The organism is Promicromonospora sp. NPDC057138, assembly GCF_042670845.1.
GTDB lineage: Bacteria > Actinomycetota > Actinomycetes > Actinomycetales > Cellulomonadaceae > Promicromonospora.
The window spans coordinates 62,265-77,857 of the sequence record NZ_JBHUUX010000022.1 but is presented as its reverse complement, the minus strand read 5'-3'; the positions used below and the strand labels follow the sequence as shown (position 1 = coordinate 77,857).

The 15,593-nt window shown below is 70.8% G+C and carries 12 protein-coding genes; 2 read left to right on the top strand and 10 right to left on the bottom strand.

All coding sequences use genetic code 11. The annotated features are described in order from the left end of the window. Positions 1–75: 75 nt before the first annotated feature. Positions 76–3,060, bottom strand: coding sequence for a family 16 glycoside hydrolase (locus ACFT2C_RS14350; protein ID WP_377207726.1), 2,985 nt, complete (start codon positions 3,058–3,060; stop codon positions 76–78). Between the two features lie 369 nt (positions 3,061–3,429). Continuing rightward, a complete protein-coding gene (gene ligA / locus ACFT2C_RS14345) occupies positions 3,430–5,742 on the bottom strand; it encodes an NAD-dependent DNA ligase LigA (RefSeq protein WP_377207725.1) in 2,313 nt (770 codons plus the stop codon). Positions 5,743–5,957: 215 nt separating this feature from the next. Here ligA and ACFT2C_RS14340 point away from each other — a divergent pair, with 215 nt between their 5' ends. Both ACFT2C_RS14340 and ACFT2C_RS14335 read left to right on the top strand, forming a co-directional pair. Continuing rightward, the gene (locus ACFT2C_RS14340; protein ID WP_377207724.1) at positions 5,958–7,466 is read left to right on the top strand and encodes a flavin-containing monooxygenase; all 1,509 of its coding nucleotides are present in this window, start codon (positions 5,958–5,960) and stop codon (positions 7,464–7,466) included. A 125-nt stretch (positions 7,467–7,591) separates the two neighbouring features. Next, positions 7,592–8,230: a hypothetical protein gene (locus ACFT2C_RS14335; RefSeq protein ID WP_377207723.1), complete on the top strand. Its 639-nt coding sequence runs from the start codon at positions 7,592–7,594 to the stop codon at positions 8,228–8,230. A 57-nt stretch (positions 8,231–8,287) separates the two neighbouring features. On the opposite strand, the gene trpA is transcribed toward ACFT2C_RS14335, so the two are convergent. From trpA to ACFT2C_RS14295, 8 genes are all read right to left on the bottom strand, one after another. Continuing rightward, a complete protein-coding gene (gene trpA, locus ACFT2C_RS14330; protein ID WP_377207731.1) occupies positions 8,288–9,388 on the bottom strand; it encodes a tryptophan synthase subunit alpha in 1,101 nt (366 codons plus the stop codon). A 14-nt stretch (positions 9,389–9,402) separates the two neighbouring features. After that, complete coding sequence (locus tag ACFT2C_RS14325) at positions 9,403–10,053, bottom strand: hypothetical protein (protein WP_377207722.1); 651 nt, start codon at positions 10,051–10,053, stop codon at positions 9,403–9,405. 82 nt (positions 10,054–10,135) lie between these two features. Next, complete coding sequence (gene kynA / locus ACFT2C_RS14320) at positions 10,136–10,963, bottom strand: tryptophan 2,3-dioxygenase (protein WP_377207721.1); 828 nt, start codon at positions 10,961–10,963, stop codon at positions 10,136–10,138. 12 nt (positions 10,964–10,975) lie between these two features. Then, entirely contained in the window at positions 10,976–12,238 is a 1,263-nt protein-coding gene (locus ACFT2C_RS14315; protein WP_377207720.1) for a cytochrome P450, read from the bottom strand. After that, on the bottom strand, positions 12,235–12,771 hold the full coding sequence (locus tag ACFT2C_RS14310; protein WP_377207730.1) for an ATP/GTP-binding protein: 537 nt from the start codon (positions 12,769–12,771) through the stop codon (positions 12,235–12,237). Before ACFT2C_RS14310 ends, ACFT2C_RS14315 begins: the two co-directional genes overlap by 4 nt. Positions 12,772–12,826: 55 nt before the next feature. Then, the gene (locus ACFT2C_RS14305; RefSeq protein WP_129789316.1) at positions 12,827–13,180 is read right to left on the bottom strand and encodes a DUF742 domain-containing protein; all 354 of its coding nucleotides are present in this window, start codon (positions 13,178–13,180) and stop codon (positions 12,827–12,829) included. Positions 13,181–13,290: 110 nt separating this feature from the next. Continuing rightward, entirely contained in the window at positions 13,291–13,704 is a 414-nt protein-coding gene (locus ACFT2C_RS14300) for a roadblock/LC7 domain-containing protein (RefSeq protein WP_377207719.1), read from the bottom strand. Beyond that, positions 13,701–15,305 carry an ATP-binding protein gene (locus ACFT2C_RS14295; protein WP_377207718.1) on the bottom strand — a complete coding sequence of 535 codons (1,605 nt, stop codon included), beginning with the start codon at positions 15,303–15,305 and terminating at the stop codon, positions 13,701–13,703. Before ACFT2C_RS14295 ends, ACFT2C_RS14300 begins: the two co-directional genes overlap by 4 nt. Positions 15,306–15,593 lie beyond the last annotated feature (288 nt).

The window sequence follows — 15,593 nt, the reverse complement described above, 5'->3', positions numbered from 1 at the left end:
GTCCGGGTCTCCCTGGTGTTGCCAGGGAGACCCGGACAGGCGCTCTACTTCGCGGAACCTACTTCGGCGGGCGGGTCAGCTCAGGTTCTTGAGCCGGACGTCGCGGTAGTAGATGGTTTCGCCGGCCCCGTGGTTCTGGAGGCCCATGTACCCCTGGGCGAGGTCGCGCGCGGGGTCGGTGCTGACGAAGTCGTTCACCAGCACCCCGTTGAGCAGCACCTTGATGGTCTGCCCCACCACCCGGATCTCGTAGGAGTTCCAGGAGCCCACCGGGTTCAGCGCCCGCTCCACGGCCTCCGGGTCGGCGCCCTGGAAGGTGTAGATGGAGCCGGTCGTGCGGTCCGGCTCGTCGCTGGCGTCGACCTGGATCTCGTAGCCCTGGTTGACGGCGACCCATGGGTCGTTGCCCGGGTCGGGGAACCCGACGAAGATGCCGCCGTTGTCGTCCTTGAGGAGCTTCCAGTCCAGCTTGAGGCTGTACTCGCCCAGCTCCTGACCGGTGTACCAGAGCAGACCCATGCCGCCGGTGCTGCGGATCGAGCAGTCGCTCTGGCGGCCGAACGATCCGGCGCCGGCCAGGCGCCACTCGTCGAGGGACGCCAGGGTGCCGTCGAACAGGGCCTGGTAGCCCCGCTCGTACCGCTCCGGCCGGCAGATGTCCGGGCTGCCGGCACCAACCTTGAGGACGTCGAGGTTGACGTTGCCGTCGTCCTCCGCGTCGTAGCGCAGCGTGATGGTGTTGGTGCCCTTGCGTAGCGGCAGGTCCCGCGTCACGGTCGCCCAGGTCTTCCAGTCACCGGTCGACTCCAGCGCCCACGGCTCGACCTCCTGGCCGTTGACGAGCACCGACACCGTCTTCGTGCCCAGATAAGGGTTGGGCCCGTTCGAGTACCGCAGGCTCACCGGCTGGTCGCCCCCGCGGCGGGCCGACGCCGTGAAGGTCGCCGAGGCGCCCACCTCGTTGAACCCGGCGGCGAAGCCGGTGCCCGAATAGCCGCTGTGCTCGGTGGCCACGTTCGCCGAACCGCGCAGCGTGGCCTCCTCCGCCTCGAGGTACCCGCGCTCGGCGGGAGGCGTGTAGTCCGGGATCGCGTTGAGCGTGTACCAGGCCTCGGTGTTCCACAGCTCCCTGCCCTCGGCGTCCGCGAACGGGCGCGGGCTGCGCAGGTGCACCACCCGGCCGGGCTCGAGCCCGTCCACGGTGAGCGTGACCTTGGTGCGGTCGCGGGAGACCTTGGCGCCGGCCACGAACAGCGGCCGCTCGTCGACCTTCGGCCCGCCGTAGGTGCGGGTGGGCACGTAGCGCCAGTGGTCCATCCGGAACGCGGCGTTCGGGTTCTCGGCGACCTTCGCCACCGTCTCCTCCGACAGCGGCTGCGTGTACTCGACCTCGAAACCCTTGCTGGTGACGCGCATCTCGGTCATGTCGAAGGCGTCCTGGCCGTTCGGCGTCAGCTTCTGCAGGCCGTAGCGCAGCTTGCCCGGCTCGCTCCAGTTGCCGCCCTCGCCGATGCCGCCCACGTACAGGGCGCCGTCGGGCCCGACGACCGTACGGTTGACGCCGGCCTCCAGGCCGGCCGAGTGCCGGAACACCGCGCCCTGGTACTCGCCGTCGACCTTCTCGAGGAAGCCGCGCTGCAGGCCGCCGTAGGTGACGTCGCCGAACACGAGCTGGCCCGCGTACGGGCCCTCCTCGAGCTGCACCGGAGAGCTCGGCGAGTTGCCGATCTCGTTCTGCGGCACCCAGAGGGCCGGCGCGGAGACGGGCTGGTCGTCGTACGGTCCCGCGGGGTTGGTGAAGTGGTTGAAGAACTTGCCCTGCTCGATGTGCACCAGCTTGGAGCTGGGCAGCCAGGCGCCCTGGTTGTCCATCACGAACAGCTCGCCGTCGGGGCCCTTGACCATGCCGTTCGGCGTGCGCAGGCCGCCTGCCACGTACTCGACCTCGCCGGTCTCGCGGTCGATCCGGATGGCCGTGCCGCGGTTCCCGGCCGGCTGCGGGTCCGTGGTGGCGCCGCCGTTGTTGATGGCGACCGACAGGTTCACGTAGAAGTAGTCGTCGTCGTGCAGCAGGCCGAAGGCGAACTCGTGGAAGTTCCCGCCGAAGGGCCACTCGGCCACCGTGCGGTGGTCGTCGTAGAAGCCGTCGCCGTCGGGGTCGGTGAGCTCGGTCAGACCGTCGCGCTCGGAGACGTAGATCGACTCCCCGATCACGGCCACGCCCATCGGGTTGAACAGGTCGGTGGCGACCTTCTCGACCGTGACCTGGTCCTTCGAGGTCTCCCCCGTCACGTTGTCGAGCAGGAAGACCTCGCCCGGCTCCGGGTCCTCGACCCAGCCGCCGGGGCTCACCGAGCCGGACGTGACCACGGCGAGGCGGTCGTCATCGGTCCAGTCGAGCGCGGCGACCATGGGCTCGAAGCCCTCGGGGCGCAGGTCCGTGAGCGTGTAGCCCGGGTACACGGAGTCGAGGCGCATGCCGTCGCCCGCCGACTCGTCCTGGCCCTCGCAGTACTTGGTGCCGGGGGCGGTCACCCGCACGACGCCGGCCTCGGTGCTCAGGACGCTCGCCGGGACGACGACGAAGTCGGCGGTGCCCGGCGGGCGCCACTCGAGCCGCAGCACGTTGTCGCCCCCGTTCTCGAAGTACTCCACCTTCAGGTCGTGGACTCCGGCGGTGAGGGCCACCGTGCCGTCCTTCGGCTCGGCGCCGTGCAGGCCGTCGTGATCGATGACGACGGTGTCGTCGATCACCAGGCGCGAGCCGTCGTCGCTGGTGAGCCGGAACTCGTAGTTGCCGTCCGCCGGGACGGTCAGGTTGGCCAGGGCGTGCGCGATGAAGTGCTCGCTCATCCCGAAGTCGGCGTCCGTCGAGTAGTCGATGGTCGGGGCGAGCCGGTCGACGTTCGGCGTCTGGCCCGAGCGGAGCGTGCACAGCTCGCTCAGGTCGCGCGCCAGGTCGTAGGTCCGCAGGGTGACGCCCGGTTCCTGCGGCGGCAGGTCGTCCGCCGCCGACGCGGCGGGGACTGTCCCGGCCAGCATCACCGCTGTCAGTGCCACGGCGGTCGCGCCTGCGGCTGCTTGTCTCGCGCGGGTTGTGGTTCCACGTTGTCGCATGAGCTCTCCTCGGTCGGCGTTGACCTTGCGGCTAGAACCTACGAGGACTTCTGTCGGCCGTCAAGCAAAAGTTGTCAGTTGCTCACCGTTATCGCGCGGCGCCCCTGTGGGCGCGGTGCCTGGATCGCTGGACAGGACGCCGAAGTGCGCTTCTACCCAGTGATCAGGCCCAAAACGCTTGAGAGGTTCGGACCGAATCACTGGGTAGAAGCGCACTTGTGCTCAGGCGTGCCGCAGGCGCACAGGCCGCGAGATGGGCGCGGGCCAGCCCCGAACGTGTAGGCGCTGCCGGGGCGGCGGTGAGCTACCGGCTCACAGCGCCTCCGGCCCGCCCTCCAGCAGCGCCTTGAAACCGTCCTCGTCCAGGGTCGGGATCTCCAGGGCCTCGGCCTTGGCCGCCTTGGTCCCGGCGTTCTCGCCCAGCACCACGTAGTCGGTCTTCTTCGAGACCGACCCGGAGGCCTTGCCACCCGCGGCGATGATGGCCTCCTTGGCGCCGTCGCGCGTGAAGTCGACCAGCGAGCCGGTCACCACGACGGTGAGGCCTGCCAGCGGGCCGGTGGGCTCGGTGTCGGCCTCGGCCATCGCCGCCGGGCCCGGATGCCCCGGGGTGGCGAGCTGGACTCCCGCCGCGCGCCAGGCCGCGAGGATCTCCTGGTGCCAGTCCACCTCGAGCCACGCCTTGATCTCCGCGGCGATGACGGGCCCGACGCCGTCGACGGCGGCCAGCTCGGCCTCGGACGCCGCCTCGATGGCGTCCACAGAGCCGAACCAGCCCGCGAGCGCCCGCGCCGCCACCGGCCCCACGTGGCGGATGTTCAGCGAGACGAGCATGCGCCACAGGTCCTTCGTCTTGGCGCGCTCCAGCTCGTCGAGGAGCTTGGTCGCGTTGGCTGACGGGGCCCATTCCGGCAGGGTCTCGCCGGCTTCCTCGGCGGCGAGGCGTTGCGCCTTGCCGTACGAGAGCTTGCGGCGGAACGGGGCCCGCCGGCGCGCTACGCCGTCGTCGTCCATCTTGGGGAGGCCTGTCTCCGCGTCGCGGACCACCGCCTCGATGGGGAGAAGCTGGTCGAGCGTCAGCGAGAACAGCTCGGCCTCGGTGACCAGGGGCGGGGTGTCCGGCACGTCGGGCTGGGTCAGCGCCGCGGCCGTGACCTCGCCGAGGGCCTCGATGTCGAGGCCGCCGCGCGAGCCGATGTGCTCGACCCGCCCGCGCACCTGCGCCGGGCAGGACTTCGCGTTGGGGCAGCGCAGGTCGACGTCGGCCTCCTTCATCGGGCGCAGGGGCGTGCCGCATGCGGGGCAGTTCGCCGGCATGACGAAGTCCTCGCGCGGGTAGCCGTCGCCGGACAGCGCGGCCACCGGCCCGAGGATCTCGGGGATGACGTCGCCCGCCTTGCGGAGCACCACGACGTCGCCGATGCGCACGCCCTTGGCCCGCACCACGTCCTGGTTGTGCAGCGTCGCCTGGCGCACCGTGGAGCCCGCTACCTTGACGGGCTCCATCACGGCGTACGGGGTGGCCCGGCCGGTGCGGCCCACGCCGATCTGGATGGCGAGCAGCCGGGTGTTGACCTCCTCCGGCGGGTACTTGAAGGCGATGGCCCAGCGCGGCGCGCGGCTGGTCGACCCGAGCCGGCGCTGCTGCTCCAGGGCGTCGACCTTGAGGACTATCCCGTCGAGCTCGTGCTCGATGTCGTGCCGGTGCTCGCGGAAGTAGTCGATCATCTCGAGCGCGCCGTCCAGGCCCGGCACCACCCGGTTGTGCGGGGACACGGCGATGCCCCACTGCGCGAACAGCGTGTACGCGTCGGACTGCCGCGCCAGCGGCTCGTGCTCGCCGGCCTGCCACTGCAGCGTGCCCACGCCGTGGGCGTACATGCGCAGGTTGCGGCTCGCGGTGACCACCGGGTCCTTCTGGCGCAGCGAACCGGCGGCGGTGTTGCGGGGGTTGGCGTACGGGTCCATGCCCGCCGCGACGAGCTTCTCGTTGAGCACCGCGAAGTCGGCGGTGGTCATGAAGATCTCGCCGCGCACCTCGATCAGGTCCGGGTGCTCGGCCGGGTCGCCGTCGAGCTGCTGCGGGATCGAGCCGATGGTGCGCACGTTGGCCGTCACGTCCTCGCCCGCGCGCCCGTCGCCACGGGTCACGCCGCGCACCAGCTTGCCCTTCTCGTACACCAGGGAGATGGCCAGGCCGTCGATCTTGACCTCGCACAGCAGGCCGGGGCTGTCGGTGCCGAGGGTGCGCTGCACCTTGTCCGCCCAGTCCGCGAGCTCCTCGGTGCGGAAGGCGTTGTCGAGCGACAGCATGCGCTCGATGTGCTCCACCGTCGCGAACCCCGCGGCCGCCGCGCCGCCGACGCTCTGCGTGGGCGACTCCGGCGTCACCAGCGCGGGGTGGGCGGCCTCGAGCGCCTGCAGCTCGCGCATCCGCGCGTCGTACTCGGCGTCGGAGGACACGGGGGCGTCCTGCTCGAAGTACGCCCGCCGGTCCTCCTCGATCCGGGCGACCAGCTCGGCCCACCGGCGCTGCGCCGTCGCCTCGTCGCCCACCGCGGTCTCGTCGCCCGTGGTCGCGGTCTGTCCCGGGATGCCTGTCGTCTCGCTCACAGACACAATCATGGACTGAACCACTGACATCCGAGCGGTCACGCGCAGATGTCCGGCACGCGGGCGGACCGACAGCGCTGTAGGCACCGTAGATCCCACGATCAGGACACCGACGATCGTGGTGGGCGTGCACCCCCGCCTCTCGCTCTGGACTCTGCGAGAGGTTACGATTCGACCGGATTGCCCGAGTCGTCGCATCTGGCACCTGGATGAAAAAGGGGTAGGCGTTGAGGATCGCTGTCGTCGGAGCAGGATTTGCAGGAATTGCCCATGCCAGGGTGCTCGGGGAGCTGGGGCACGAGGTCGTCGTGTTCGAGAAGGCGCCCGACGTCGGCGGTGTGTGGAGCGTGACCCGGCGCTACACGGGCCTGCGCACCCAGAACAACCGAAAGTCCTACGCGTTCTCGGACATGCCGATGCCCAAGGACTACCCGGAGTGGCCCACGGGTGAGCAGGTCCAGGCCTACCTCGAGCGGTACGTGCGGGCCTTCGGGCTCGAGCCCTCGTTGCGGCTGTCCACCGAGGTGGTGCACGTCGTCCCCACTCCGGGTGATGACGGCTGGATGGTCACGGTCCGCCCCGCCGGAGCCTCGCTGCGCCCCGCCGAGCACTTCGACCACCTCGTGATCGCCAACGGGATCTTCTCCGACCCGGTGCTGCCCCGCTTCGAGGGCTACCCCGATCTCGTCCGGTCCGGTGGGCGCCTGGTGGCCTCCAGCCAGCTCACCGATGTCGAGTCGGTACGGGGCAAGCACGTCGTGGTCGTCGGCTACGGCAAGTCCGCCTGCGACATCGCCGCCGAGATCGGGCAGGTCGCCGCCAGCACCACGGTCGTCGCACGGAACCTGCTGTGGAAGATGCCCAAGAGGATCGCGGGCGCCTTCAACTTCAAGTACCTCCTGCTGACGCGGCTGGGCGAGAACCTGTTCCGGTACCAGACGCAGGGCAGCTTCATGGAGCGTTTCCTGCACGGGCCGGGCAGCGCCGTCCGGCAGGGGCTGGTCGACTGGGTCGGCTCCGTGGTGACGTCCCAGCTCGGGCTGAAGAAGCTCGGCCTGGTGCCCCGCGGCGAGTTCTCCGACATCGCCCGCAGCACCGTCTCGCTGTCCACCGACGGGTTCTACGAGCAGGTCGCCGCGGGGACCATCGCGGTGCACCGCGACACCCAGATCGACCGGTTCGTCATCACCGACGACCAGCCCTTCGCCGAGCTGTCCGACGGCGCGTCGGTGAAGGCCGACGTCGTCGTCTGCGGGACCGGGTTCAACCAGCGCGTCCCCTTCCTGGGCGACGTCGTCACCAAGCGGCTCCTCGACCCCCGGGGCAACTTCCAGCTGTGGCGGCAGATCCTGCCCCATGACGTGCCCAACCTGACCTTCGCCGGCTACAACTCCTCGTTCTTCAGCCCGCTGTCGGCCGAGGTCGGCGCGCTGTGGGTCGGGGCCTACCTCGGCGGCGCGCTCGGCCTCCCGCCCGTCAAGGAACGTCAGGCACTGGTCGCCGAACGAGTGCGGTGGATGGAGGAACGCACCGACGGCAGGCACGCCCGCGGCACGAACGTCCTGCCGTTCTCCCTGCACAACATCGACGAGACGCTCTCCGACATCGGGATCGACGTCTCGCCGGGCACCCGGGCGATGCAGTGGCTGCTCCCCGTGAACCCGGGCGCCTACTCAGGCCTGCTGGCCCAGCTCAAGAAGAGGATCGCGAGGGCCCAGGTGGCCGCGTCCGCCTGAGACCGTCACCAGCGGCAGCACCGAGGCCACCGCCCCAGACCGCACGCACCCTCAGCGACACCGGAACAACCCACCTCCGGTGCTCGCGTCGAGCCATGTCACACCCAGACCGATCGGAGGGCCCCATGACCGACGTGCCCGTCGACGTCGTTGACGTCGTCGAAGAGCTCCAGCCCGGGGACACGGCCTTGATCTATCTGGCGGGTCCCGGCCACACGCCGGGCGCTTACGCCCCGGTCGACGTCATCGACGTCGTCGACGTCCTCGACGACGTCCAGCCCGGGGACACCGCACTGGTCTACCTGGCCGGCCCCGCGCCCGGTCTCGTGGCCGGCACCGTCGAGTCGGTCGTGGCCCCCGGACGCAAGCGGCCCGCGCACCACATCACCTTCACGACGCCGGTCACCGACGACCCGGGCTCCGCCCAGCTCTCGGTCACCTCGCACGTCACGCCCGAGAGCGCCTGCGTCTTCATCCGCGCCTACCGGGTGAACCAGTCCCGCGCGGAGCGTCGCGCCCGGCAGGCGATAGTCCCTGGTGCCGACGACGACGCGGCGGCCGCCTACCCCTCCGCACCGCGAGTCGCCGCCGAGCCCAACATCGTCTCCGGCGTGATCGGGTCCGTCGTCCCCTGGGGGCTGACCTGGCCAGGACACCTCATCAGCTACACCACGCCGGTCATCGACGACGGCTCCTACCAGTTCCCGGTCAACCGCACCAGCGCCTACGCCTTCATCAGCGCCTACCGGGCGCGCGCCACCTGAACCCCGGCACCGCCCGCCGCAGGCAGCACGGATCGCAGGCGGGCGGTTCGACCGCCGTCAGTCGCTGATCGTGGCCGCGTGGACCTTGGCGTAGACCTCTTGGTAGGACCTGAACCGGCCGGGATTCTCTTCCAGGAGCCTGAGGACCATGTCCACCTCCGGGTCAGAGATCTCGCGAGCCCGGATCGCGACTTCCAAGCTGTTGCGGATCTCCTCGTCGTCGCCGGGCAACGACAGGGTGCTGGCCATCTCGGGTCCTTTCGCGCTGGTATGAGCTGACTCTTCCAGCATTGTGACGGGGTCCGCCCACACCGTCGAGCGCGCGCGCCGCACACCGGAGACCAGCTCGCGGGTGATGTCCGACAGGTTCTCGAGCCGTCGGGCCCACGGGGCGTCCTCCAGCAGCGGACGCACCAGGACCGAGCCGACGATGACGCCGTCGGCCCAGCGCCCGACCTCGGCCGCCTGATCGCCGGTGGAGACGCCCAGGCCGACACACACGTGCGTCGCGCCCGCGGCCCGGGTGTCCCTGACGAGCATCTCGGCCCGCTCACCGACCGTGGCGCGGGTCCCCGTGACGCCCATCGTGGAGGCCGCGTACACGAACCCCCGCGACGCCCGGGCCGTGGCCGCCAGCTGCCCCCGCCGCGCGCTCGGCGCCACCAGGAACACCCGGTCCAGACCGTGCCGGTCGCTCGCCGCGACCCACTCCCTGGCCTCGCCGGGGTCCAGGTCCGGGGTGATCAGCCCCGCCCCGCCGGCAGCATCCAGGTCGCGGGCGAACGCGTCCACGCCGTATGTCGCCACCGGGTCCCAGTAGGTCATCACCAGCACCTCGACCTCCGGTGCGTGCTCGCGCAGCCGGCGCACCGCTTCGAAGAGGTGCCCCACGCGGGTCCCGGCCTCCAGCGCGACCTGGGACGCCTGCTGGATCACGATCCCGTCCATCACCGGCGCCGTGTACGGGATCCCCAGCTCGATGATGTCGACGCCGCTGTCGGCCAGCGTGAACAGCGCCTCCATGCTGCGCTCGAGGTCGGGGAACCCGAGCGGCAGGTACCCCACCAGCGCCGGACGCTCCTCCTGCTCACGCAGACGGCTCAGCAGGGCAGCGGTCCGCCCCTCGCCCGAGTCCGCGCTCTCCCGCCCGATCGCCATAGCGGTCACGGCGGCTACCAGCCCCGCCGCAGGGCGGGCGAGCTGTCGTCGTCGGAGGAGTCGGCGACCTGGGTCAGCAGATGGGCCGCGAGTCGTGCACTGTCCGCGCTCATCGGGTCGCGGAGCCCCGGCAGGTACACGGTGCTGGCCCCTGCCTCCCCGGTCCTGCCCACGATGCGGAACGAGGACAGCCACCCCGAGGCGGCGTGCGCGGCGTGGTGGGCGACCCGGATGAGCTGCTGCTGCCAGCCGGTCAGCCCCACCTCGGTCTTGCCGTCGACGTCCACCGTGCACAGCGCCAGGTTGCCGCGCAGCTCCTCGTCCGGGATCGGCTGTCCGGCCCCTGCCGCCAGAGCCGCCCGGACCCGCCGGGCTACCGGGTTGACCGGGTACTCCTCCGGCAGGTGCCCGGCGACCTCCGGCCGGTATCCGCGGATCCCGACAGCGCCATGACGAGAGTCCACGATGGTGACCCTGGCGGCAGCCCCGTGCAACGGGTCGGCCGCCTCCCGCATCTCCTGGGCCGTTCCGTCCTTGAAGGTCAGCAGGCCGTCCGGATTGATCAGCGCGAAGACGTCCCGGCTCGACGCCAGGCGATGCTCCTCCCGCGCCAGCGCGTCCTGCAACGAAGGTGCAGCGTCGTCCCAGGTCACCGAATCAGACATGGCCTCAGACTACGTGAGCAGGGGTAAATGCGAGCATTGTGACTCTCATGTGAGACCTACTTTCCGGCACTCGCGGTGCCACTCAGGTGCCTATCTCCGTGCGGACGGAGATCAGCTCGGGGAAAAACGTCAGGTCGAGCGCTCGCCTGAGGAAGTCGACGCCGCTGGAGCCGCCGGTGCCGGACTTGAAGCCGATGGTGCGCTGCACCGTGCGCAGGTGCCGGAACCGCCAGAGCTGGAACGCATCCTCCAGGTCCACCAGGTCCTCGCACGCCTCGTACAGCTCCCAGTAGGCGTGCGGGTCCTCGTAGATCGTCCTGAAGACCGTGATCAGCTCGGGGTGCTCGACCCACGGCTGGGTGACGTCACGGTCCAGGATCCGCGCCGGGATCGCGTGACCGCGACGTGCGAGGAGGCGCAGGAAGGTGTCGTACACGGTCGGCTCGTGCAGCAGGCCGGCGAGCAGCGTGTGCGCCTCGTGGTCGCCACGGAAGACCGGCAGCATCCGCGGGTTCTTGTTGCCGAGCAGGAACTCCACGGCCCGGTACTGGTAGGACTGGAAGCCGGACGACGATCCCAGGGCCCCGCGGAACTCCGCGTACTCGCTCGGGGTGAGCGTCGCCAGCACGGACCACTGCTCGGTGAGGGTGCGCTGGATGTGCTTCACCCGCGCGAGCGCCTTGAGGGCGCGAGGCAGGTCGTCGCCGTCGAGGTGATCGCGCGCGGCACGGAGCTCGTGCAGCACCAGCTTGAGCCACAGCTCCGTCGTCTGGTGCTGGATGATGAACAGCAGCTCGTCGTGATGCTCCGGCCGGCTCAGCGGATGCTGAGCGGTGAGCACCTGGTCCAGGCCGAGATAGGACGCATAGGTCGTCTCGTCTCCCGCGACGCGCGAACGAATCTCCAGCACCCGTGGGTCAGCTCACTGCTCGGACCGGAACCCGCCGCCGGCGGGCCGGGACGTGAACCGGACCGGCAGGCTGCGCGGGTAACGCGACCACGGCGAGACCGACATGCTGACCGAGTCTGCCGGCACGATCAGCTCCATGTCGTGCATGCGGCGCAGCAGGGTGTCGACGGCGATGCGGCCGATGAGCGGGCCGATCCGGTGCGCCGGGCACGCGTGCGTACCCGCGCCCCACGTGAGGTGGAACCGGCTGCCCAGCTCCTCCCACGGGTCGTCCGAGCGGACGGCCCGGTCGGCGTTGGCCGCCGCGATGGCGGGGACGACGGCGTCGCCGAACGCGATCCGCCGTCCGCCCAGCTCGCAGTCCTGCCGGGCGAACCGGGGCAGGACGTGCGGCGCGGGCGGGTTCCGCCGCGACACCTCGTCCAGCGACTCGTACAGGTCGAGCCGCCCCCGGTGCACGCGGGCCGCGAAGGCCGGGTCCGTCAGGATCATGTGCAGCGTGCTGGCGATCCAGGCGATCTCGGCGTCGTGCCCCAGGTTGAACATCACCCCGATCGAGGCCATCACCTCGGCGTCGTTCGCGTGGCTCGGGTGGTTCACCAGGGAGGTGGTCAGGTCCTCGCCCGGCGCGGCCCGGCGCGTCGCCACGAGCTCCGCCACCAGCTCCGCCTGCTCGACGGCGGCAACGCGCGCCTTCTCCCCGCCGGCGTGCAGCGCCTGGCTGAGCTCGTGCATCGTGTCCCCGTCGGACGGGCTCATGCCGAACAGCTCGGTCATGACCAGCACGGGAACCGCCACGGCGTACTCGCTCACGAGGTCCGCCTCCTCGCGCGACATCAGGCGGTCGATGATCGCCTCGCAGGTCGTCGCGACGGTGCGGGCCAGGCGCTTCTGGTCGACGGCGGCCAGGGCGTCGTCGAGCGGGGCCCGCAGCCTGCGCTGCTGCATCCCGTCGAGGTAGTAGGCGTTCTCGCGCGGGGACAGGGCGGCGGACACCCCGGAGCTCGCGGGAAGGGAGCTCTCCCTGACGTACCGCCAGTTGCGCGAGTCGCGCGAGAACAGCAGCTCGTTGCGCATCACGTTGCTCGCCTCGTCGTACCCCAGGACGATCCAGGCGGGGATGCCGGGCTCCAGGTCCATCGGGGCGACCGGACCCCACTCGTCGCGGAGCTGCTCGTAGAGCGCCTGCGGGTCCGGGGCAGCGGTGATGTCCGCAAGCTGCATCCGACCGGAGATGTCCTCGAGCCGCAGATGCAGTCCGCTGGCCAACGTCACGCGTTGACCTTCTGGAAGACCGGGAAGGTCATGGCGTGCTCGACGAGGGTGATCAGGGTCAGCACGGCGGACTGCCGGTCCCGTGCGTCGCACTCGACGATGGGCGTCTCGGGCAGCAGGTCCAGCGCCGCGCGGACGCGCTCCAGCGGGTAGTTCGGCGAGTCCGGGAACTGGTTGACGACCACCGCGAACGGGATCTTGGTGCGCAGCTCCAGCTGGTCCAGGACCTCGAAGCTGTCCTCGAGGTGGCGGGTGTCGATCATGACCAGCGCACCCACCGCGCCGTCGGCCAGGCCTGCCCACAGGTCCCAGAAGCGGCGCTGGCCCGGGGTGCCGAACAGGTACAGCGCGATGTCGTCGGTCACGGTGATGCGACCGAAGTCCATCGCGACCGTCGTCGTCTCCTTGTTCGGCAGCCCCGGGTCGATGCCCACGCTGGCCGTGGTGATGCGCTCCTCGGTGCGCAGCGGATCGATCTCGCTGACCGCGCCGATCAGCGTCGTCTTGCCCACCCCGAAGGCGCCGACGACCAGCACCTTGACCGACCGGGCGACGGTCGGCGCGAGGTGCTGTCCGGGCACAGTGCGGTCAGAGCTTGCGGAGTCCATCGAGAATCTTCTCCAGGATGTCCTTGCCGGGCAGGACGTGCGCTTGATGGTTGGAACGGATGGTCAGGTTCCCCGAGTCGACCAGGTCCGAGACCATGACCGCCACGAGGCTCACGGGTAGCTGCAGGTACGCCGCCACCTCGGCGAGCGCCAGCGTGCCGCGGCACAGCTGCACCAGCTCGCGCTCCAGCCGGCCCGCCGTCGAGAGCACGGGCCGGCTCTCGACGGCGCGCACGAGCGTCTCCGGACGCAGAGTGTTGCGCGACGGGTGTGCCCGCCCCGAGGTGAGCACGTACGAACGCACCGGGTGGTCGTGGTACTCCTCGGTGTCCATCCCCTCGCCCCCTGTCGGTCGGTCAGGTATCGGTCGAGCTGGTGGTGCCTCAAACCTCGTGCCCAGCGGGGCTCGAGTACTGCTTTCCTGCTGCGGCGCCCTCGGCGAGATCAGTTGTTGATCCGCTCCGTGCCCAACGTGCGTTCTCCGATCATGAGGACCTGGGCCTGCATCTGCTGGGCGATCAGCGCCGGGTCGATCACCGTCTCCGTGACGACCGCGAGGCGGGAGCCGTCGCCGGCTCCCCGGACGAAGAGGAAGCCGCCGTCGAACTCCACCATCACCTGGCGGATCGTCTCGCTGTGGCCGAACTCCCTGCTCATTCCCATGCCCAGTGCCACCAGTCCGGCACATGCCGCGGCTACCTTGTCGGCCACGTCCAGCGGGGTCTGGTCCGTCCGAACCTTCATCAGTCCGTCCGAGGTCAGCACCACAACATGCTTGACACCCCGCACACCACTGATGAGCTCGAGCATCCAGCTGTTGCCGTCGGTGCTCGTCATGCCGTCGGCCTGCGTAGTCATCGGTCCTCCGAAGTTCCGCCGGCTCCCGGCGGTTCGCTGCTGTCAGGTGAGTCCCCGAACCGCGCCTCACTCGAGCTGAAGAAGGCGCCCATCCACTCGCCGGCCTCTTCTGCCGTCTGAGCGGGACCAGGAGCTTCGGTACGAGGCTCCGTGGCCTTGGTCCTGTCGTCGGGCACGTCCGCCTCTCCTCGGCGCGATCGCCGTTGCGGAAGAGCGGACGGCTCGGGGAACTCGTCGTCCTCGGGGCGGGCTCGCCCAGGACGGAGGGGCAGCTCGCCGGGGGCCTTCACGTGCGCACCGGCCACGGGCGCCTCCTCCTCGTCGTCGACCGCGTCGCCGGGCTCGCTCAGCGGCTCGACGGGGAGCACGGTCGCAGGGTCGGGCGCCGCGGGGGCGGGCCACTCGTCGTCGTCGGCGGGCTTCGCGGTGGGCAGCTCGGGTGCGAGCGGCGCCTCGACGACGGCGGTGGCGGTGCGGCCGGACCCGAGCGACGAGACCCCGGTGGACGGGGCGGCGCTCGGCAGGGTCGCTGCCGGCGTGAGCATGCCCGACGGCACCACTGCCTCGGTCAGCTCGGCCGGGATCATGACGATGGCGCGCAGGCCGCCGTACACCGACTCGGTGACGTCCACGCGGAAGCCGTGGCGGCGCGCGTAGGTGCCGACCACGGCCAGGCCCGTCTGCGGGATCTCGCCCAGCTCGGTGATGCTGATCTCGCGCTTGCCGGAGGCGATGTCGCGCGCCTGCTCGAGCTGCTTGAGGTCGAGGCCCACACCGCAGTCGTCGATCTCGACGACCGCGCCGCGCTGCACCTGGCGCAGTGCGACGAGCACCTGTGTGGTGGGCGGCGAGGACTGCGTGGCGTTGGACAGCAGCTCGGCCACGAGGTGGATGAGCGGCTCGACGATGCGCGCCGAGACGGCGACGCCGGGGTCGCCCGACACCTCGACCCGGTGGAACGCCGTGATGCGGCTGGCGGCGCCCTTGACGACGTCGGGCAACGGGAGCGGCTCGCTCCACTGCTGGCCGGGCCACTCGCCGCACAGGGCCGCGAGGCTCTGGGCCTGGCGGGCCTGCTGGGCCGCCGCGTGGTCGACGCGCATGGAGGTCTGCAGGATGTCCGGGTCGGTGGGGTGGCGCTGCACCATGCGCGCCGCCTCCTCCTGGATGCGGTGCGCGGCGGCCTGGACCTTGCGGCTCAGGGCGACCACGGCGACCTGGACGGCGTCGCGGCGGGCGACGCGCTCCTCCTGCACCCGGGCGAGCATGCTGGCGGCCTCGTCGAGCCGGGCCTGCGCGGCGGCGTTGCCCGGGAGGTTCGGCAGCGGCGGCGCGGGCTCGCTGTCGAGGAACGCGGGCAGCTGCTCCTTCGCCAGGGCGTCGAGCGCCACGGAGGCCGCTTGGGCGCGCTCCTCGGCCCGGCGGTAGGCGAGGACCAGGTCGTCGTGCGCGGTGAGGTCGTCCCGGGAGGACCTCGCGGCGATCAGCGCGGCCGCCACGGCGAGCCCGACGGCGGCGATGCCGACGAGCCATGCGGGCCACGTGGACGTGGCCCCGGTAGCGGTGAAGAGAACGGGCGCGACGAGTACGTAAGCAAGCACGCCGGCGACGCACACCCAGGGTGCGACCTGACGCAGCCTGCTCGGCGGAGGAGAAGAAGACATCGAGCTCACCGAGCCGATCCCCCTAATAGTTGTGTCGTCAGAGTTTGGGAAGACCGGACACGGCGGACCGCGGCGTGCTCCACGAACTCGGCTGAAGAGGGCGAACAACCCCCTGGACTGCAGTTTCTACCACAGCGCATCCCGGCCGTGGAAGGGCAGGACCGTGGTGCGACCAGCGAAAATATGTGCCATTGAGGAATCAGGCGACCTCGTGACGCAATAACA